This is a genomic window from Algoriphagus sp. (assembly GCF_024305035.1).
Lineage (GTDB): Bacteria > Bacteroidota > Bacteroidia > Cytophagales > Cyclobacteriaceae > Algoriphagus.
In genome coordinates this window covers 74,284-95,142 of sequence record NZ_JAMWZB010000021.1, presented here as the reverse complement: position 1 = coordinate 95,142, position 20,859 = coordinate 74,284, and the positions used below count along the sequence as shown (strand labels likewise).

At 40.9% G+C, this 20,859-nt stretch carries 16 protein-coding genes; 13 read left to right on the top strand and 3 right to left on the bottom strand.

The genetic code is table 11. The features are described 5' to 3' along the window. The first annotated feature begins 369 nt into the window (after positions 1–369). The 9 genes from Q0L00_RS13245 (at position 370) to Q0L00_RS13205 (ending at position 11,334) form a co-directional block, all read left to right on the top strand. Positions 370–888 (top strand): hypothetical protein, encoded by a 519-nt coding sequence (locus Q0L00_RS13245; protein ID WP_297337360.1) that lies wholly within the window; start codon positions 370–372, stop codon positions 886–888. Continuing rightward, complete coding sequence (locus Q0L00_RS13240) at positions 809–1,615, top strand: hypothetical protein (protein ID WP_297337359.1); 807 nt, start codon at positions 809–811, stop codon at positions 1,613–1,615. Before Q0L00_RS13245 ends, Q0L00_RS13240 begins: the two co-directional genes overlap by 80 nt. 535 nt (positions 1,616–2,150) lie before the next feature. Continuing rightward, positions 2,151–2,366: a helix-turn-helix domain-containing protein gene (locus tag Q0L00_RS13235; protein WP_297337358.1), complete on the top strand. Its 216-nt coding sequence runs from the start codon at positions 2,151–2,153 to the stop codon at positions 2,364–2,366. After that, complete coding sequence (locus Q0L00_RS13230; protein ID WP_297337357.1) at positions 2,356–4,116, top strand: restriction endonuclease subunit S; 1,761 nt, start codon at positions 2,356–2,358, stop codon at positions 4,114–4,116. Before Q0L00_RS13235 ends, Q0L00_RS13230 begins: the two co-directional genes overlap by 11 nt. Further along, positions 4,113–5,699: an ATP-binding protein gene (locus tag Q0L00_RS13225; RefSeq protein WP_297337356.1), complete on the top strand. Its 1,587-nt coding sequence runs from the start codon at positions 4,113–4,115 to the stop codon at positions 5,697–5,699. Before Q0L00_RS13230 ends, Q0L00_RS13225 begins: the two co-directional genes overlap by 4 nt. Next, on the top strand, positions 5,696–6,577 hold the full coding sequence (locus Q0L00_RS13220; protein ID WP_297337355.1) for a hypothetical protein: 882 nt from the start codon (positions 5,696–5,698) through the stop codon (positions 6,575–6,577). The genes Q0L00_RS13225 and Q0L00_RS13220 overlap by 4 nt, the downstream gene beginning before the upstream one ends. Positions 6,578–6,581: 4 nt before the next feature. Then, complete coding sequence (locus Q0L00_RS13215; RefSeq protein ID WP_297337354.1) at positions 6,582–8,033, top strand: class I SAM-dependent DNA methyltransferase; 1,452 nt, start codon at positions 6,582–6,584, stop codon at positions 8,031–8,033. Positions 8,034–8,677: 644 nt separating this feature from the next. Then, positions 8,678–9,766, top strand: a complete 1,089-nt coding sequence (locus Q0L00_RS13210) for a protein kinase (protein WP_297337353.1) — start codon at positions 8,678–8,680, stop codon at positions 9,764–9,766. A 5-nt stretch (positions 9,767–9,771) separates the two neighbouring features. Then, entirely contained in the window at positions 9,772–11,334 is a 1,563-nt protein-coding gene (locus Q0L00_RS13205) for a hypothetical protein (RefSeq protein WP_297337352.1), read from the top strand. 472 nt (positions 11,335–11,806) lie between these two features. On the opposite strand, the gene Q0L00_RS13200 is transcribed toward Q0L00_RS13205, so the two are convergent. After that, positions 11,807–11,968, bottom strand: a complete 162-nt coding sequence (locus Q0L00_RS13200) for a hypothetical protein (protein ID WP_297337351.1) — start codon at positions 11,966–11,968, stop codon at positions 11,807–11,809. Positions 11,969–12,161: 193 nt separating this feature from the next. Between Q0L00_RS13200 and Q0L00_RS13195 the strand changes: the two genes are divergently transcribed. Further along, entirely contained in the window at positions 12,162–13,046 is an 885-nt protein-coding gene (locus Q0L00_RS13195; protein WP_297337350.1) for a HEPN domain-containing protein, read from the top strand. On the opposite strand, the gene Q0L00_RS13190 is transcribed toward Q0L00_RS13195, so the two are convergent. Next, positions 13,029–13,250, bottom strand: a complete 222-nt coding sequence (locus Q0L00_RS13190) for a helix-turn-helix transcriptional regulator (RefSeq protein WP_297337349.1) — start codon at positions 13,248–13,250, stop codon at positions 13,029–13,031. The two genes, Q0L00_RS13195 and Q0L00_RS13190, sit on opposite strands and share 18 nt — an antisense overlap. Before the next feature lie 636 nt (positions 13,251–13,886). Next, positions 13,887–14,096 carry a hypothetical protein gene (locus tag Q0L00_RS13185; protein WP_297337348.1) on the bottom strand — a complete coding sequence of 70 codons (210 nt, stop codon included), beginning with the start codon at positions 14,094–14,096 and terminating at the stop codon, positions 13,887–13,889. A gap of 499 nt (positions 14,097–14,595) precedes the next feature. Between Q0L00_RS13185 and Q0L00_RS13180 the strand changes: the two genes are divergently transcribed. The 3 genes from Q0L00_RS13180 (at position 14,596) to Q0L00_RS13170 (ending at position 20,845) form a co-directional block, all read left to right on the top strand. Further along, the gene (locus Q0L00_RS13180; protein ID WP_297337347.1) at positions 14,596–16,203 is read left to right on the top strand and encodes a hypothetical protein; all 1,608 of its coding nucleotides are present in this window, start codon (positions 14,596–14,598) and stop codon (positions 16,201–16,203) included. Beyond that, the gene (locus Q0L00_RS13175) at positions 16,200–19,394 is read left to right on the top strand and encodes a SusC/RagA family TonB-linked outer membrane protein (protein ID WP_297337346.1); all 3,195 of its coding nucleotides are present in this window, start codon (positions 16,200–16,202) and stop codon (positions 19,392–19,394) included. The genes Q0L00_RS13180 and Q0L00_RS13175 overlap by 4 nt, the downstream gene beginning before the upstream one ends. 122 nt (positions 19,395–19,516) lie before the next feature. Then, positions 19,517–20,845, top strand: a complete 1,329-nt coding sequence (locus Q0L00_RS13170; protein ID WP_297337345.1) for a RagB/SusD family nutrient uptake outer membrane protein — start codon at positions 19,517–19,519, stop codon at positions 20,843–20,845. The last annotated feature ends 14 nt before the right edge of the window (positions 20,846–20,859 follow it).

Below are 20,859 nucleotides of genomic sequence, written 5' to 3'. Positions count from 1 at the left end.
CAAACCTAGCGGGGCAAAATAATTCAAAAAATATGGGGTTGCTCGGGGGGATACACTTTTCTTGCATGTAGTAAAAACTAGTTCAAAACCATAAGACAAAATTTAATGCTGTTTTAGCGGTGCAACATTCCAAGGATAAAAGCATAGAAACAGCTTTCTGGGTCAAAAGATCCAGATTTACCAGACAGAAGCATTGTAGGGCTTGATTCGGAGCTGGCAATGTAAAATTTGATAGATTTTAGCAAAAGATAGAAAATAATTAGAAGGAACCTTTATTATGTTTATCCCTCCAAATCAGGAGGATGAACGACATAAACTTACGTTAAAAAGTAAGTTAGCTGCAACTAAAAAAAGACGATTAGACATAAAATGAGTAACGAAACTCCAATGATAAACATTCTGACTTACCAACTTCCTTACAAGTTGACAAATCAGATATATAATGAATATCAAAGTCGACTCAAAGAAGCTACCTATCTAATCGAGAATTACAAAACTTACAGCGCTTTAAGTCAGCATATTGAAACTGTCGAGCTATTTCTTTCTCTATCAATTTTCCATAAAAGAGTAATAACTAACCTAGATGGAGCAGTTAAATTTTATGGGACAGTGACTAAAAAGGGACAAACGGACACAATTCAGATTGGTGGATATAAAATGACAGGAGATGAAAAGAATAAAATTCTAGCAGTTGTAATGAACTACAATCAACTACTTGAGAAATTTTCAATACCGCCAGTAGTTATGGAATATTTCGAAACACGAGAGTTCTTGAAAAAATTGATTGTATATAAATCTGAAATTGAAAATGACAACAACAACCAAAAACCAAAAAGGGAAAAAGGCAACCAAGACAACCAAGAAGATGACTTCGACATCCCCTTTTAAAAGTCATACACAGTTTGAGAAGGAAATTAGAGAATTTGCAAATAAGTATAAAACTATTGTTGTCAATCAAGCAAAAAGAACAAGTGACTATTTCGAAATGACCTGCTACAATTATATCATAAGATTTTACGAAAGCAACGGATATGACGTGTCAGTTGAAAATCTACAATCAGGTAAGTACAGGTATAAATGCTCTCCTTCAGGAATACAATCAAATTTTTCTCATTTTCTAGTTAGTAAAAAGGTAAAGAACAGAAGAAAGAATTTTGAAATACAACATAACGTTGCTATTCAAAGCTCACAAGATGATAAAATATTTACTACTCCTGACATAGCAATTATCAAAAAAGGGAAAGTAAAATATACTAAAGACTATTACGATACCAAAACAACATTCTCATATGTTGAAAACAAGAACCTAATTTCATTCTGTGAAGTAAAGCAGTTTAATCCATTCCCTGAATTATTGTTCAATTTTATTGGAGTAGTAAATGAGCTAAAAAAGGAATATATGACTGACGAAGGTAAAGTTGAATCACCGCCTCATATTGCTCCAAGCTTGATGATATCAGGAAAGCCAAATAAACAAACTAAAAGAATTAGAGAATCACTCGAAAACAGGTACTGTATCAATATATTTTATGATTTGTTTTATAGTGCAACTTATACCTTTTCAAAGGGAAATATAAGTCAAATACGAAACACAGGAAAAAAACCCAGCAGCTAACAATGTAAAAAATAGGCGAAATAGTGCTGAATTCAAGAGTTTAGGTACGTGTCAAACTTTTTGCTTAACCGAAATTGTAGTGTTTCGTAATCGCCTACTTTTCATATACTAAACGTTGTATTTAATAGTTGTCTGGACATAGTAGTGCTTCTATCCGGGTGACGGAAGAATTAAGAAATAAAAAGAAGAAAGTGATGAACTTCGTTGACAAGATCGGTGCTGACAGAAACGGAAAGGATTCTTTGAAAATTTCGGTGGACTGAAAAAATTGCCGACCCGCAAGAGGTTTTTATTAGATTTTCTGCCAACGTACAGCAAGCACATTTGCAAAGCCCCACATCTCCGACAGAAACAATTCGCTCCAAATCTGCTTTGGTGTATCTTCTCATTATTCGTTTTAATTGATTGATTAAATGCTTACAGAAAATCAATACACATTTACAGAATTGATTTCAAATTACCAATTTTTTTTTCTGAAAGTATGTACAGTTTTTAATTTTATCCGATATTGCTTACAGAAAATCTTTAAAACACGATGACAGAGTTAGGAGAATATTTAACTAAAAGATCCATTAATAAATCGGAGGTTTCACGAAAAACGGGCATTAGTAAACCACGGTTGAGCGAACTCACATTGAAAGAATCAGCACATTTAAGAGCAAAGGAACTCTATCTTATTTCATTGGCTATTGGAGCTGACCCTTGTGAAGTATTGAAAGAAATTTATTCAAAGGTCAAACTTGAAAGCTAATTCTGTGAATAAAGCATGTTCAAAATACACTATGCCTAGTGGCTGGGAATTCGCAGATTTGGGTTCTTTAGCACTTTTCGTTAATGGAAAAGCTTTTAAGTCTTCTGATTGGAAAGGTTCAGGAATTCCAATCATCAGAATTCAGAACCTTAATAATAAGGATGCTAAATTTAACTACATTCCAGAAGGTCATACGGTTGAAGATAAATATATTGTAGAACCTGGCGACTTATTATTCACTTGGTCTGGTTCTTTTGGCGCATATATTTGGAACAGGCAGCAAGCTTATCTCAATCAGCATATCTACAAAGTAATCTGCTTTTCAGGAATGACTAATAAGTTTCTTTTCTACCTTTTAAATCAGCAGATACAGAAGTTTACCGAAAAATCAAGAGGAACAGGTCTTATTCATATTACAAAGAGAGAGTTACAATCCACTAAATGCCTTATCCCTCCTTTAAAGGAACAATATAGAATTGTAGATAAGTTAGAGGAATTACTGAGTGAATTAGATCATAGCAGATCAACTTTAATTCATGCTCAAAAGCAACTAGAAGTCTATTATCAAGCATTGCTTAAAAATGCATTTGATGGAACACTAACTTTTGATTGGCGAGAGTTGAACAAACCGATTGGAACAAGTGAGACTCTAAACGAAATAAAAAAGGATCGAGAGGACTGGATTGCCAAGCAGTTGCAAGAATGGGAAAAACAGTTGGGTGAGTGGAATGAAAAAGGTAAGCATGGAAAACGGCCTATAAAACCTAGAATTCGAGAAAAGGTTTCTCAATTGAACGAAACGACCTTATCTAACCTCCCGGACTTACCGAATGGGTGGTCATGGATTACATTAGATTCTTTTGCTGTTATCGTTTCAGGAGTTACAAAAGGGAAAAAATACTATAATCAAGATACCGTTCAGCTTCCCTTCCTAAGAGTAGCTAATGTACAAGATGGGTTTCTTGACCTTAATGAGGTTAAGTCTATAAATGTTCCCCCTGATGAATTCGATAAATACAGATTGGAATATGGAGATGTGCTTTATACTGAAGGTGGGGATAAGGATAAAGTTGGAAGAGGTGCAATGTGGCGAAATGAAATTCCCAATTGTATTCATCAAAACCATGTATTCAGGGCTCGAATAATATCGGACAAAGTAAATTCAGTTTACTGCTCTATGTTTTCCAGAACTCGAATTGCTAAAAACTATTTCTTTAAAAATTCGAAGCAAACTACAAACCTTGCTTCGATTAATTTGGGAGTACTCTCTGGCATGCCTTTTCCCTTGCCTTCGATAGAAGAACAAGAAGCTATTGTTGAGCTTTTGGAATCAAAATTTTCAATTATCGAAAATCTTGAAAAGTCAGTTTTAGAAAGCTTGGCACAAACAGAGGTCCTCAAACAAAGTATATTGAAGAAAGCTTTTGAGGGCAAACTGGTAGAACAAAACTCGAAGGATGAACCAGCGTCCGAATTATTGAAGCGTATTAACGCAGAGAAAAGGGAATATTTAAATAATCAACAGGAACTGAGACAGAAGCAACCAAAAAGAACGAAAAAGATGAGCAAGACCCGAAACATTAAAGAAGTGCTTCAATCCTCTGATGAGCCAATTTTGGCCAAGGATGTTTGGCAACAAAGTGAGCATAATGGCGATATTGAAAAATTCTATTCGGAGCTCAAAAAGATTAAGGCCAGTATAAAACAGGTTAAGGAAGGTACGCAATCATTATTGTCGCTCAGATCATGAGGATTGACAAGGTACATATTAAGTCTCCATTCAAAAACTTAAGTGATTTTGTCATAGACATTGATGAGAATGCCTGGGAAACCGTATTGCTAGGGCTCAATGCCACTGGAAAATCTAATTTTCTGGAAGCACTGGTAGTCATTTTCAGAGATCTTGATTTGGTCTATAATCATAAACGGAAGGTTAAGAAGCATGAGTTTGACTATTACGTCAAATATGAGTGTAGAGGTAATAACATTGAAATTGATTTGAATAGCGGCAAATACTCTTTTAAGGTAAATGGCAAGTCTGAAACAACCAAAGTGACTCAGAACATTGAGTACTACCTACCGAAGCATGTATTCATTTATTATTCAGGCATTAGCGACCGATTAGCAGACTTATACATCCCCCATCAGAAGCTCTATTACGATGAGATAATTAAGTCGGAAGCCAGGATTACTCAGTTCGATACTATTCGCAGAATTTTTCTTGCTCAGAATATCCATGCCAGCTTTGCCTTGATCGCTTTTTATATGTTCCAGGAAGATCATAGCGATGAAACATTGGAATTCCTTCGCGAAGAGTTAAAAATCAATGATTTTGGTTCTGCTCTGTTTATGCTAAAACAGCCGAAGTGGGTAAGAGCTAAAAACAAAAAGGCTGTATTGTGGGGTTCTGAAGGTTTGGTTAGGAACTTTCTGGATGACTTGTTGGAGTACTCTTTTGCTCCAATACAGCATAAAGCAAGAGTTGAAGTATCTTACAAAAGAGCAGAAACACAAGATAGGTTGTACCTCTTCATTCCCGATGGAGAAACCTTTTCTCGGTTAGTCGAATCAAAGTATACCAATAAGATATCCCTATTTAATGCCTTAGAGAGTATCCATATATCGGACATGCTTCATGATGTAAAGATTAAGGTACAAAAGGAAGGTGTGGAGGGTGAATTGGCAATGACTGAGTTAAGCGAGGGAGAAAAGCAGCTCCTGACCGTGCTTGGCTTGTTGAAATTTACTAAAGATGAAGAATCCCTGATCTTATTAGACGAGCCTGACACCCACTTGAATCCAATGTGGAAATGGAAATTTCTGGATTACTTGGATAGGGTTGTCAAGCGAAAAGAAAACACTCAAATCATCTTTTGCTCTCATGATCCTTTGGTGATTGGAAACTTAAAAAAGAACCAGGTTCAGATCTTCAAGAAGAACGAAGAAGGTAAAACGGAAGCTTTCAACCCATACATGAGCCCACGAGAGATGAGTGTTTCAAAAATCCTTACTAGCGAGCTTTTTGGAATTCCTTCGCTGATGAGTAAAAAACTGGAAGACTTGCTCAATCAAAAGCGGTTTTTACAAGCTAAATTGATACAAGGTGAACTGGATGAAACTGAGCAGAAGGAGTTTGAAAGACTAAAGACCTACTTCGATAGAATAGGATTCAACGATGAAACGTCAGACAGCCGATATAATCAATTTTTGAGGCTAACAAGCGAAAAAGAGGCATTCACGAAAAGGAAATATACCAAAGAGGAGGCGGAAGAGCTAGACCGAATAGCCAGAGAGGTTTTGAATGAGATCTTAAAGGAAGAAAAGAAGAAATGAGGTATATCGACCTTAATAGAATTCAGGATGAGGTTGAACAACTAGGATGGGAAGCCACCAAACAAGCTCATGCAGTTGCTATGCAAGGGCTGGATTTTGCTGCTAGAAAACAGTATATAACAAATAATCCGGACTGGAATCAGCTTCAGCCTGCTATGTTAAGAGTTTCTCATAATAAGTGCTGGTATTCGGAAGCTCCTATTGGGAACGGTGATTTTGAAGTAGACCATTTTCGCCCAAAGAACAAATCAAGACAGAAAGTTGATTATAGCGATCCAAAAAGTAAATCGGTTACTCATAAACAGAATGGATATTGGTGGCTGGCTTATGAGTGGACAAACTACCGATTAACAGGTGCCCTGGCAAATAAACGCAGGCGTGATAGATTAGGAGAAACGGACGAGGTAAAAGGCAAAGGGGACTATTTCCCTTTAAACCTGGTAGATGGTCGAGTGGCTAATGATGAAGAAGATACGGCCTGCGAAATGCCTATTCTTTTGGATCCGATTGACCCGGCTGATGTTTGTCTTTTAACCTTCGATAAAGGTGTGCCCATACCGGCAACCAATGATGACGAAGAAATTGATAGGGTAAAGCAATCTATCTTTTACTATCACTTAGACCTGGATCAGTTAAATAGAGATAGGAAAATCGTTTGGGACGACTGTGTGGAGCAATTAAAGGATGCTAAGAAATGTATTGATAACTCCAACACTCGTGCAGAGAAAAAAGTAATGATGGCAAAATGCTTTCGGGAGATAAGAAAACTTGTGGATTCAGAACGGAGGCCATATACCAGCACTGCCAAGGCGTGCCTGATGGTATACTCAGAACTGAGTGAGTTTTCATGGTTAAAGGATTTAGTAAGAACACTTTGAGGATATGTCAACCAATAATCTAGTACAAAAAATATGGTCATTCTGTGATACTCTAAGAGATGATGGACTTGGGTATAATGACTATTTAGAACAGCTTACTTATTTGCTATTTCTAAAAATGGCAGATGAAAATCAAAGCAAGTATAACCTACCCGATATATGTCAATGGAAAGGTCTAAAGGCCGTATCGGGAGGAGAACTTCAAGATAAGTATGAGCGTGTTTTGAAAACCTTGGCTGATTCCGGTGGAATGCTTGAAAAGATTTTTTCAGGAGCTCAAAATAAAATCCATGATTCAGCTAAGCTCAAGAAGTTGATTAACCTCATTGATGACGAAGACTGGACTTCTACAGAAGCTGATATTAAAGGTGAAATCTACGAATCTCTATTACAGAAAAACGCAGAAAACAGTGGAGCCGGGCAGTACTTTACTCCACGGCCTGTAATTAGAGCTATGGTGGAATGCATCCATCCGAAACCAAATGAAACTATTGCTGATCCCTCATGTGGTACGGGTGGATTCTTTTTAGGAGCACTGGAATACCTTGAGAAATCGCCCAAACTTTCAGAGAAACAGAGAGAGCATATTAAGTTTAAAATGTTTCATGGATGGGAGATTGAAAAAGCAACTGCCCGACTGTGCTTGATGAATCTCTACTTACATGGAATAGGGGATTTGGAAGAAACGCCAGACATACACGTTACAGATAGTTTGAAAACCAAGCCAGATCAAGTTGACATAGTACTAGCCAATCCGCCTTTTGGTAAGAGCAGCAGCGATATTCCAACAACGGGTAAAGAACAAGCCCAAAAGGAAGGGTATTTTCTGCGAGATGATTTTTGGGTAACTACAAGTAACAAGCAGCTTTCTTTTTTGCAGCACATAGTTACTATGTTGAACGAAAAAGGGCGAGCTGCTGTAGTACTTCCCGATAATGTTTTGTTTGAAGGAGGAGCCGGAGAAGTGGTTAGAAAGGAGCTATTGAAAGTGGTAAATGTGCATACCATACTCAGATTACCAACAGGTATTTTTTATGCCCAGGGAGTTAAGTCAAATGTTCTGTTCTTTGAGAAAAAGGATAGCTCAGAAGAAACTGTAACCAAGGAGGTTTGGTTTTATGACTACCGGACTAACGTGCATCACACACCTAAAAAAAACCCATTAACCTTTGAGCATCTTCGGGATTTCATTGATTGCTATAAGGTGGGCAACTTAAGCAAGCGCGTAGAAACTTGGAGTGAATCTAATCCTGAAGGGCGATGGAGGAAATACAACTACGCTGATATTGTTGCGAGGGATAAAACCAATATGGATATATTCTGGCTCAGAGATGCCAGCCTTATTGATTTGGATAATCTTCCTGAACCTGATGTAATTGCAAATGACATCATTGAAAATTTAAGGGCTGGATTGGAAAGTTTCGAGAATGTAGCAAATATGTTAAAAGATGAATGATACAACGCTGTTTGCACATTGCCATCCTCATTCCTGAGGTGGCAAAGAGCAAAAGGCCAACGCACAGTACCTGCTAACAAGAAAATGACGAAAGAAAATCAAATGCGCAGCATTCACGACCACCTTTGAAAATCAATAATAAAGTGAGTAAATAAAAACCTCACCTTCCCTGACAAAAAAGAAGGACAAAGTGCTTCCAAGAAACATTTGGGGAATGGGGGCTACAGTAGCTAACAACTAAGCTATCTTTGTGTGCAGAGCACAGCCCGTCACGATGAATATCGGGAAATATTGAAATCGCTTTGTGTGCCTTGAATGTGGAGCTCATTCAGTTGGCCGTTACGGGTGAAAGTCCCCAGGCGCGGAGGTAACGCTCCGAATCCAAGCAAGTGATAGGCTTAGATTTCGATAGCAATCTTTTGCATTTCCAGTACATGCTTTTAAGAGCATTGGAAATTGGTCCAATCTTAAGTACTTTTAGTACTAAGCGATTTATAAACATGAAGAGCCTCCGATAGGAATCGGGGCAGGCTCTGTTAGGTGAGAGTCTTACGTACGTCCTGTCCCGGATTTCGGGAGTTCTGTAGGAAGGTAAGGTTGAAATTCCCGTTCCTGACCCGATTAGTCAATATAAAAAAAAGAATATGAGTACAAATCAGGATAACGCTGCACATTCATTAGTTGGAAAAGAACTAAAAAACGGTTGGACGGTTTTAAAAAAAATTGAACCTAAAGAAGGATCAACAGGAGGTTTCTTTAGTGTTTGCTATGTAGTTACTCGTGGTGAGGAAGAAGCATTTCTTAAAGCTCTAAATTTTCAGGCATTCTTTCAAATGTTTAGAGGTCGACCAATTGTAGAGATAATAAATGAGCAAACCAATGCCTACCAATTTGAAAGGGATTTACTTCTGAGATGTAAAAACAATAAGCTATCTAAAGTTTCCATGATTGTTGATGAAGGAGAAGAAGTTCTAGAGGGATTTACAATACCAAATGTTCCTTACCTCGTTTTTGAGATGTCGGATGGCGATGTTAGATCACATATGAATTTTAGTAAGGATGTAGAAATTGCTTGGAAATTGCAATCGCTTCATAATGTAGCTGTTGGTCTAAAACAACTGCATAGTATTGAAATTGGGCATCAGGATTTGAAGCCATCAAATGTTCTTCTTTATCAAGATGGTATCGTTTCAAAAGTCGGTGACTTGGGCAGGTCACTTTGTGCTGAAATAGAAGCTCCACATGAAAATGGAGGAGATTTCCCAGGTGATTTAAATTATGCACCAACAGAGTTTCTTTATAGATATATCGACCCTGATTGGAACTTTAGAGTACGATCTACCGACATGTATTTATTTGGAAGCCTTATAGTCTTCTATTTCTCAGGAGCTAATATGACTGCTTTAATTGGTAAAAATCTCGATCCACAATTCAAATGGACACATTGGCGAGGGAAATTCGAAGGAGTCCATGATTATTTAGTTGATGCATTTTACAAAGCAATTAAAGAATTCAAATCATCAATAAGCGACAAAGAACTTGGTGACGAGCTTTCTAAAATCATAGAATATTGTTGTTTTCCTATACCTGAAAGAAGAGGTCATCCAAAAGCAATTACACTATCATTAAATAGGGATGGGAGCAGGAACCTAAACTCAAATCAATTTGATTTTCACCGAATTGTCTCAAAGTTTGATATTTTATATAGAATGGCTAATTACAAGTTCAAATAAATTATATGGCAGTTATCTATGAAATAAAAGAAAGGAGAGTTATTCCAAATTGGAGAGACTTCAAACGAACTCTTCAATTAGGTGAATTAAGCCAGTCAAATAAATCGGCTGAGCCAATAATTTTGAACATTGATCGCTCAATTGAAGATTGGAAACAGGGTAAAAATATTGGAACTGCTGCAGATTTAATCAATTCAGCTTTTGTTTCAGGCATCCAAAGTTCCGAGGTAAAACAAGCCATTGAATTCATAAAATCTGATCAACAAAAAGCTTCATCTAGTCTTTTGGATTTAATTAAACTTATTGAATTAGACTCGCCAACGCCTCCTGTTATATCCAACAACTCACTTTTAGAAATTGATGTTGACACTGTAAATGAATTTCAATCATTTATTAATAACAAGTCATTTCATAAAGTAATAAATAAGACTAAAAATCGCACAAAAAATGAACTTAGAAACCCTATAATTTGGGTTGAATTAGCAAGGCTATATACAATGAGAGGGCACGAACATAAAGCTGAAAACGCCATTCTTACTGCTCTTCATATCGCTCCTAATAATAGGTTCGTTCTTAGGTCAGCTACAAGATTTTTTATTCATAAAGAAAAATTTGATAAAGCCCTTTTTTATCTTAGAAAAGCTGAAGGATTAAAAGATGACCCTTGGCTAATTTCTGCACACATTGCAACTTCCTCTATAATGGGAAGGTTTTCTCCATTAATTAAAGAAGGTAAAAGATTGCTTGATTCTAACAATTTCTCAGATTACGAGCTTACCGAACTTTCAAGTTCGCTTGGCACACTAGAGTTTAAAGATGGTTCATTCAAAAAGGCAAAAGGTTTTTTTGAGAAATCTATGAAAATGCCGAATGATAATAGCTTAGCTCAACTCGAATGGGTTTCAAAAGATGAGCAAAGATTCCAAATTAATCCTTTTCAGTTTGATAAGGTGATCAACCCCTTCGAAGCTAGGGCTCTCGAATTATATGAAAGAGGTAATTGGAAAGATGCATTTTACAATTCTATAAAATGGTTTTTGGATATGCCTTTTTCCAAACGCCCAGCCTTACTTGGCTCATACATAGCAGGTTCCCTACTAAACGATAAAAAAGCGGCAATTATTTTGTGTCAAGTTGGACTACAAGCAAATCCTTATGATCCGACATTGCTTAATAACTTAGTATATAATCTAGCTACTTCTGACAATCAACAGATGCTAGATGCGTATGTACCTCAAATGATGGAAATTGATATTAATGGCCTTCCAAATGAGAGCAAAGTAACTTTCCAAGCAACTTTGGGTCTTGTTTCTCTAAAAAGAGGAGACACTGAGTTAGGAATGAAAATGTATAAAGTTGCCATTCAAAACGCAACGAATATTAGAAATGATTACTTAAAGAATTTGGCGATAGCAAACTTTGCAATGGAGCTTATTAATCTGAATTCTCCAGAACAAATGATATATATAGACTTGGTAAGAAATATGAAAATTCCAGAAAAACATAAAGACTTGCAACAACTTCAAAGTGAAATTTTAAAAAAAATAAATACGCAGGCCAAAAACTAGGTTTTGGTGCGGCTTGCAAAGCCAAGCATGAAAGCGCAGTTGCACTGCCTACCCCATCCCGATTTATCGGGATCGTGGGAATCGGTGAGGTGCTTATGGGAATTGATTCGCAATTTTAGTTGAATTTATGGGGACAGGTAATTCAAAAAATCTTTTCAAGGTCGCTACCCAACACTCATTCCCATTTCTACCCTGATAATCTTCCTTTATAGATCTCATTGATTTTTATCAACTCGTTTTCCACTTAAGATTTGCCACCATTCTGTTGGCCAATTCAAGTTTCTCTGGAAAAAAGAACCGTTTTCGAAGTGGCGTTTAGAGAAGAGTTCTTTCGGATGGTAACTACCACCTTACCTGCATCTTTTAATTTTTTATTTGGTTTCATAGGTCTAAAATTAAGGGTTTTGTCGTTTTTTAAACTGTTCGAATTATGGGGAAGATTACATTTCCCAAGCCCACTTAAAATTTGCCATTAAACCACATAAGTGCTAAATGCAAGTGCTACACACATTAGTAGGATAAATACCAGGATCACTATTTTAACCCAAAACGGACTATCAGATTCCGTTTTGTATTTCCCTTCCTCATCTCTGGGAAAAATCAGGTAGTAAAATTCTTCTATTAGCTCTTTCATAGGAAACTAATTCATTCATAAATGAAATAGACGGAAAAGCGCAGTCTTTCCAATAAAGACCTTTTCATAATTGAGTGGAGATCCATGAATTGGAAAATCCTGTACAAACACTTCCATCGTTTTTGTACAGGGAATTTAGTGAATATCCCTAAAATTTAAAACAGGGTTTTGTTATTTTCAGTAACTTGGAACCATGAATTTGAGTGAGAAATTATCCCGTTTGCCAAAGCCTAAGCAAGAAGAAATTGCCAAAGCAATGGAAATAATCATTGAAGTTGCCAATCCGGAGAAGGTGATCTTATTTGGTAGCTTTGCCAAAGGCAAATGGGTGGATGATATTACGGTCGAGGATGGAGTAACTTATCATTACCAAAGTGATTTTGATTTTTTGGTGGTCACTAATGACAATTCAATCAAAGAATATGAGTTGAAAAGCAAAATTGAAAATAGGGCTGCCAATTCCTTACGGGGAATTGTAAATCCCTTAGTCCATAGTATCGATTACATTAATGAGGGTCTTTCCATTGGGCAGTACTTTTTCAAGGAGATTATTGAAGAAGGAATCCTGCTTTATGACACAGGGAATACTAGTTTTGTTCCACCTGCTGAGCTTTCACCTGTTCAGATGCTGGTAAGAGCTCAGGCATATTTTGAGATTTGGTACCAAATGGGTAAAGATTTTTTAATTGATGGAAACAATTGCATAAAAAGAGGAAGTTTAAGAAAGGCTATGTTTGAGTTTCATCAAGCTGTTGAGCATTTTTATGCTTCAATCCTTTTAGTTTTGAAAGGCTACAAACCAAAGTCGCATAATGTCGAAGGTTTGAGAATTTATTCAAAACATCTTAGTGATGATTTATTTTTATTACTTGATTTTTCAAGTAAAAACCCAACTGAAAGACATCATTTGGATGCTTTAAAAAGAGGATATATTGATGCTAGATATAGTAAAGACTATAAAGTCTCCATGGAAGATTGTGTTTTCGTTGAAAAAAAGGTTAGAAAAATGCAAAAAATTGTAAAAGAGGCATGTCTATCTGAAATGGAAAGGCTCGAGAAATTAATCAAACAAGAATAGCTCTTCAATTTTTACTTCAAGGGCATTTGCAATTTGGAAAACCAAATATGCGGAAGGATTAACCAATCCTCTTTCAAGTCTGCTAATTGCTTGATAATCTTTTTCAATAAGGTCACCAAGTTGTTCTTGAGTTAGTTTTCTCCTCTCTCTTAATGCCTTAATTTTCAGTCCTAAATTTATCTTAAAATCCTCTAATCCTTCCATTGAAAGGAAATTTGGGCACTATATGAAAAAATGTACTAAACATATTTGTTTTATTAGGTGAGATTATTTATGTTTGATTACTAATCATCCTCATTGCCGGTCTGAGAAGCCAAAAACTGTGGATGATGAACAAATTGTTTTTAGACATTGGAAGTGCGGCCTCCTATTTTAAGTTTCGAGGCACGGGCATCTTCTCAGGCCCCAGCAATGGGACAGGGAGGCTGTCACTTCCAAGCCATTATATCTCGGTTTGGAGTCAGGTGTCAGATGGTTCATTCGATCTGATGTTCCCTCTAAAACCCAAAAATCCGATTTGACCGGATTTAAAACTTAACGTACCCTTTTTTCTCGCTGACAGCTCCGGCATCACGGACATACCACTCAGAGTCAGCGGGCGACGATTTCTCAAAAACCTATTGCTAGCATTGCTGCCCTTTCGGGCATGGTGGAAATTCTATTTCTATGCGCAGATAGATAAGATCTGTATCACAAGTACTTTGATCGGAGACCCTTCGGCTTGGCCGCCGTGGTGGCTCTCCCGTCTTCCAACTTAAACCATCGCCATGGAAGCATCATTTCAATCTCACAAACCTGCCTGGGTAAACCTTACACCCAAACAGCTCTTCAAAAACCTGATCAAGAACCCGACTTGAACCTATTTTTATTCTCCCGGATTACCCCCGCACCTGCGGGACTACCGCTACTGATCTGGGAGTGACGTAAATCCGTCATCGGGATGGAAATAATGTTGAAATACTTTTGAAATACAGTTGAAATATAGCCAGCAAGCTGGCTGAAATAGAAGGTTCTGCTATGGTCTGTATTTCGCGCGACGAAGGAGCGCATATTTCGCTCCGAGATACGAGGAGCCTATTTCGGCAAAGCCGTATTTCTTCAGATGTTGCGACCCTATTTCAGGCCGAAAGGCCTTTGTTTCCAAGTGTTTCAGACGCTAAAAGCGGCCCTATTTCATTCCATTTGACAAAAATGATAAGCCTTCCGCTGCAGAGGATTTCAGCTTATCCATTCAATTATTTCTTAATCTAAGACCGACTGGTTCCATCCCGTCCCGATATATCGGGATTCGGGATCAGGAGGACTATGTCTAAAAGTTCGGGGGGCTTCGACTTCGCTCAGCCTGACAAGCTTACTAGGCTGCTCAGCCTGACAATGGCTTCGGTTTCGAGATTCTCGTCTCTCAAGTGCTCAACCTGACAACCTGGGTAGGCTTCGACTCTCCCGATATTTAATCGGGACAGGCTTCGATTTCGAGACTCTCGTCTCTCAAGTGCTCAGCCTGACACCTCTCCCGTCTCCGGTCGCTTGTCTTCCAACTTTAATACGCATGAAAAAACGTCTATTCACATGCTTCCTGGCATGGCTATGCCTAATCGGAAGCACACCAACTCTGAGTCAGGTTGCTGATTCACCCCAGCCTCCCGGGAGTACCGAGCAGGCTCCCGCGGAGCAGGAGGGGAAATGGTACCTCGAGATAGCGGCCGAAAATCCGCCGGACACCCTCTACCTTACCTTTTGGGAGCACCTGCTTCAGGATTCCCAGGAAGTGACACCCGGTACCCAGATCACCCTCATCGGGGAAAAAGGGACCTTCTTTGAAGGTAGCCAGGGAACCCGATTGTTTTCCTGGACTATTCCGCCCAATCTGTCTGACGGCTATGCAAGCCTTAGCTTAAATCAAAAGACCATCTATCATCAATGGACTTTTAATCAAAAGGACAGAGTCAGGATGCGAATTGATCTGTCCACAGGACAAACCCTATTTGGAGGACCCAAGGCAGATTTCTACCGCGTACAATACCTCGTTGATCAAGCCTTCGCAGAGGAGAAATTCAACTCGGATCCCCTGCTGATTTCCAGCAGAAGCCATGGCCTTTTTTCAGATCCTGTTTCCCAAGCCGCCTATCAGAAGGCCCATAGCCAAGCCGGGGATCTTCACGTCCGAATGCAGGTTTTGGTACCGGAAGAAAACGGTTGGGATTACCTCCGCCAATACCAGTCAAAATCAGCCGACCAGCACCCTGCCTGGGCCATACTGAAAAATCAAAAAGACAGGCTGACCGAGAAAGAGTTCGGGCAACTTCAATCCAGAATCCTTGGGGAGATCCTGCTCAATGCCACAAAGAAAGCCGAGCGAATCAGCACCCAACTCACCCGGAGTCCCGAAAAAGGATCAAAATTTCTCGCTTGGTTTTCCGGCATGGACAGCCTGATAGGGGGAGCCTCGCATCCCAAACTTATTCAGGGTATCTCCAGACTGGAGATTCTCAGCTCCAAGATCAACAGGGATAATATACTCGACCGCCTTGGTACATACCCCAATCCGCTGGGAGATGAATTGCTCGCATTTTTCATCCTTTCCAATTTCAACAGATTGGAAGAAAACCTGGATTCCTACCTGTCAACTGCCATGAATCAGGTTTCTACCCCCTGGATCAAGGAACGACTGGACTATTTAAAAGAAGTCCAGCTCGGCCCCTTTAAATCGGATGGGCTGTATGATGAAGAGGGCAAACCCGCTGACCTGGGTAAACTGAAAGGCAAAACCCTTCTGGTCCATTACTGGATTTCCGGCTGCAAGTTTTGCCGGGATGATTTCCAAAGATCCTTGGACCCCCTGTTGCAGGAACTGGAAGCGGATTCGGATATCCTGCTGGTAAGCGTCAATGCCGACGGTCGGACCGATACCTGGAAAGCGAGCTTGAAATCCGGAATGTACACCGCGCCGGAAATGCTGAACCTGCGGGCCGAAAAGGGAGTGGGTGTTCTGGAACGCTACAAAATCCATTCTTTCCCCCAAAAAATGATCATTGGACCGGATTCCAAAATCCGCATGCAGACCCTGGATAAAATGGGCCCCGCCCAACTGGAGCATGTACTAAACCGGATTCACAATGACTCAATTCCAAACCACCAAAATCCACCGACAAAATGAAAATAGCTACTTACTTTATGATGGCTTTCATGCTCGTATCGATGCATGCTAAGGCCTTTCAAAATGGGGACCATCGTCTCAACGGAACGGTCCAAGACTCAGAAAAAACGGCACTTCCCGGAGCCTTGGTGTACCTGAACGGAACGGACTACAGGACCATCACTGATGAAGAAGGCGCCTTCACGTTGGATGTTCCGGAAGGCAATTATATCCTGATGGTATCCTACATCGGGATGAAGCCCTATCGTGGGGAAATTACCGTCCCGCTTTCCAATCCCCTGACCATTACCCTTCAAAGCGAAGATCGGGAGTTGGGGATGGTTGAGGTGGTTTCCACCGGATATCAGGAACTGCCCAAAGAGCGGGCCACGGGTTCCTTTGCCCACCTGGACAGCCAGCTTGTCCAGCGTAGGGTATCCCCCAACCTGATTGACCGATTGGAGGATGTCACCCCGGGATTGGTATTCAACAGGGGGATTTACGCCACCAACGAACCCCTCACCATCCGGGGAAGGAGTACCATCAACTCGGACACTTCACCCCTGATCATCGTGGACAATTTTCCCTATGACGGTCCCTTGGAGAACATCAACCCCAACGATGTGGCATCCATCACCGTGCTTAAAGATGCTGCGGCAGCCTCAATCTGGGGTGCCAGAGCAGGTAATGGGGTAATAGTCATCACCACGGTCAAAGGAAAAACCAACCAGGCGCTCAGGGTGAGTCTCAATTCCAACTTTACCTTTAGGGAGCACCGTGACCTGAACTATGTTCCCCGAATGAACAATTCAGACTTTATTGCAATCGAGAAGCAACTTTTTGAAGATGGCTTTTACAACTCCTCTGAAGACAATCCCAGCCGGTCCAAATTATCCCCGGCAGTGGAAACCCTGATTGCCTTGAGGGAGGGTCAAATCTCCCAACAGGAAGCTGATGCAATTTTGGAGCGGTATGGAAATACCGACTTGAGGAGACAAATCAGTGACTATTATCTCCAACCGTCCCTTCACCAACAGTACTCCCTTTCCATTACCGGAGGCAGTAATTCCCATGCCTATCAGGTTTCCCTGGGTTTTGATCAGAGCAGGCCTGACGTCATCGGGAACTCTTCCAATCGCTGGACCCTGGGAATCGGAGATCAGTGGAAGGGACTGGATGATCGCCTGGACGTTGGGCTTTCCTTTAATCTGGCCAACCAGAACGCAATTACCCGAACCCAATTGCCCAACGGATTTGTTTATGACCGCATTGCCGATGACGGGGGAAATCCCCTTCCCATTGCCGGAAATTACAGTACTCGCTATGTGAATTCAGTGGCTGGTCTGGACCTGCAAAACTGGGAATACATCCCGCTAAGCGAAATTGGCCAACTCGATTATCAAAACCGATCCTATGATCTGAGAATCAATCCTTCCCTTCAGTTTGCGATTACGCCAGAGCTTAAAGCAGGGCTGTTCTACCAATATTGGAGAAATATCAACAACTCCAGAAACCGGGATCCGCTGGCAATTTATTCCACAAGGGATCTGATCAACCGGTTCACCCAAGTAGGAGAAGACGGCAGTCTTTCCAACCCTGTGCCTGTCGGGGATATCCTTGATATTGCCCAATCCGACAGTTATTCACATACCTTTCGCCCACAACTCACCTACCAGAAAGAATGGGCCTCCGATCATTCCCTAACTGTTCTGGGAGGAATGGAGATCCGGGATTTGCAGGGGCTCAGTTGGACCCAACGATACTATGGCTATCAGGATAATATGGCGATCAGTACCCCTGTGGATTTTGCGGGCAGTTTTCCCCTTTTCCACAATCCGGGATTGCGTTCATCGATTCCGTCCAATATCTCCCATGGAGGCCGGGTGGATCGCTTCCTGTCGTATTATGGAAATTTGGGCTATGGGTACAAGAAAAGGTATTTCTTCAATGCAAGCGCACGAAAAGACCAATCCAATATTTTCGGTGTGGAAGCCAACCTGAGAGGTGTGCCCCTCTGGTCGGTGGGAGGAGGGTGGATTCTCTCGGACGAGAATTTTGTCAGAGGATCCAGAATGCCCTTTTTGAAGCTTCGGGCCACGTATGGGTATTCCGGAAACGTGGATAAAAACCTATCCTCCCAATTGACCGCCAGATACCTGAACAGTTCTCCAAGTGATCTTTTACCCCAATTGAGAGCTGCGGCCATTATCAATCCGCCGAATTCCATGCTTCGCTGGGAAAAGGTCAGAACGACCAACTTTGGAATGGATTTCGAGACACAAAACGGTTTTCTTTCAGGGACATTGGAATATTACCTGAAGGATGCCAGAGATCTCATCGGGGAATTTTCGCTTCCTGCAGCCACGGGCCAAACCAGTCTCAGGGGGAATTTTGCTTCCAGCCAAGTTCGGGGTGCGGATATCAATCTGAGTGCAAACTGGCTTAGGGCAGACGTTCAATGGACCTCGCATCTGATCTACAGCGCTGTCAGGGAAAAAGTAACGGATTTTGAACAAATCCCCACCGTATCCAACCTGCTCAGCATTGCTTCTACCTCCATGCCCTATCCCTATGTGGGAAGGCCGCTGTTTGGTATTTATTCCTATGACTGGGCCGGATTGGACCCAGCCACAGGGGATCCCATGGGATTTTTGGACGGAGAGGCAAGTTCAAACTACCTTGAAATGGCAAGAGCCGCCACCATAGAAAACCTCCGCTATCACGGATCTGCCAGACCCACTTCCTTTGGGGCTATACGAAATGAACTGGCGTATAGAGGATTCCGGCTGTCAGTGAATATCTCCTATCGCTTTGGATATTATTACCGAAGAAATTCCATCGATTATTTCAGTCTGCTCCGGGGACTGCCTGGGCATGGGGACTTTTCAGACCGATGGATGCAGCCGGGGGATGAACAGGAGACTTTCGTTCCCTCCCTTCCGGATAGGGCCGATCAGCGAAGAAACAATTTTTATACTAATTCCGCGGTATTGGTGGAAAAAGGGGATCACATCAGATTGAATGACGTCCGGTTTTCTTACACGCTGTCAAAAAGATCAATGCCCACATTACCTGTCCAATCCGCGGAGTTTTATACCTATGCCAATAACCTGGGGATTCTCTGGAAAGCCTCAGATGATCCGTTGGACCCGGATTTTCAAACCTCCCGGCCATTGACCTCCATCTCATTCGGCCTTCGGGTCGATTTCTAACAAAATAAAAGGGTAAAAGGGAACCGGTTTTCCTCATCTGGTCAGTTGATCACTCCTCCCCGGTTTCCCGGTCATAAATTCATCTTGACCACCCTTTTTTACCCACCTAAACCCCTTTAAAAATGAAAACTACAATAATTAAAATAGCCCTCTTCGGAAGCCTGTTCACTCTTCTTTCCTGTGAAGGCTTTTTGGATGAAAAACCGCAAAAATCCCTGTTGGTTCCTGAATCCGTGCAGGAGGTCAGAGCCTTGTTGGATGGGTACAATTACCTTTCCTTGACGCCGCTGACCAGTTTTATCATGTCCGATGAGTGGAAGACGACTTCACAGGACTGGCAGTCCTTTGACCCTTGGCAGCAGAATGCCTATTTATGGAAAAGGAATGTATTTGAACCCCAGGAACGATCCTCGGATTATCAGACGCTGCATGGACAGTTGTTTATTGCCAATACGGCATTGGATATCTTGAATAGAAACCCAGAAGCTCAAGCCAGTTCAGAGGTGAATGAGCTTAGGGGAGAGGCCTTGACCATTAGAGCAAGGGCTTGTTTTGATCTGGCTTTATTGTTTTTGCCCGGACCACAAAGCAACAGGGCGGATCAAATTACCATCCCAATCAATCTCACCCCGGATATCAACGCACCCTTGGAAATGCTGGGGATTCCGGAGCTGTTGGAATGGATTGAAGAAGACTTGGAAACCGCAGTTGAATACCTCCCGACGGAATCCGAATTTAAAACCAGACCGGACAAATTAACGGCCATGGCATTGCTTTCCAGAGTTCATTTGTACCAACAAAATTGGGACGAAGCCAGGGATGCTGCGGCCTACGTGATTCAGAACGGACAGCGTTTGCTCGATTATTCCGAATTGAACCCGGCGATGTTGTATCCTTTTGAGCCATTCAATCAAGAGACCGTCTTTTTTCAGCAAATGCAGACTTCAGTGATCCCGCTGAGGCCTTCCACAAATGTAGTCGAAGAGCTGTATGAACTCTATGATGAAAATGATTTGAGGAAAACGCTTTTTTTTAGGATCAGCCCCACCACCTCAGGCCCTATATTTAAAGGCTCCTATACGGGTGGTTTCCGGCTGTTTAGTGGGATTACGCTTTCGGAAATGTACCTCACCGCAGCCGAATCTGCCATTCGGACCGGACAAATCCAAGAAGGATTGGAATGGTTGAATCAGTTGGGAGAAAACCGCTATTCGAATTTCCAACCCTGGCAAAATTTATCCCAGGAAGAAGCTTTGGAAGAAGCATTAAAGGAAAGAAGGAGGGAAATGGTGTATAGGAATATGCGGTGGATGGATATGAAAAGAACCAAATATCTGGATCCCTCCTTTCAGGCAGAACGGGAAATCGACGGGACGGTTTATACACTGAATGAAGAAGAACAGTTTGTGATGGAGATTCCTCCCTATGAGGTAGAGTTGGGGATGAACTGAATAAAAAGAGAACC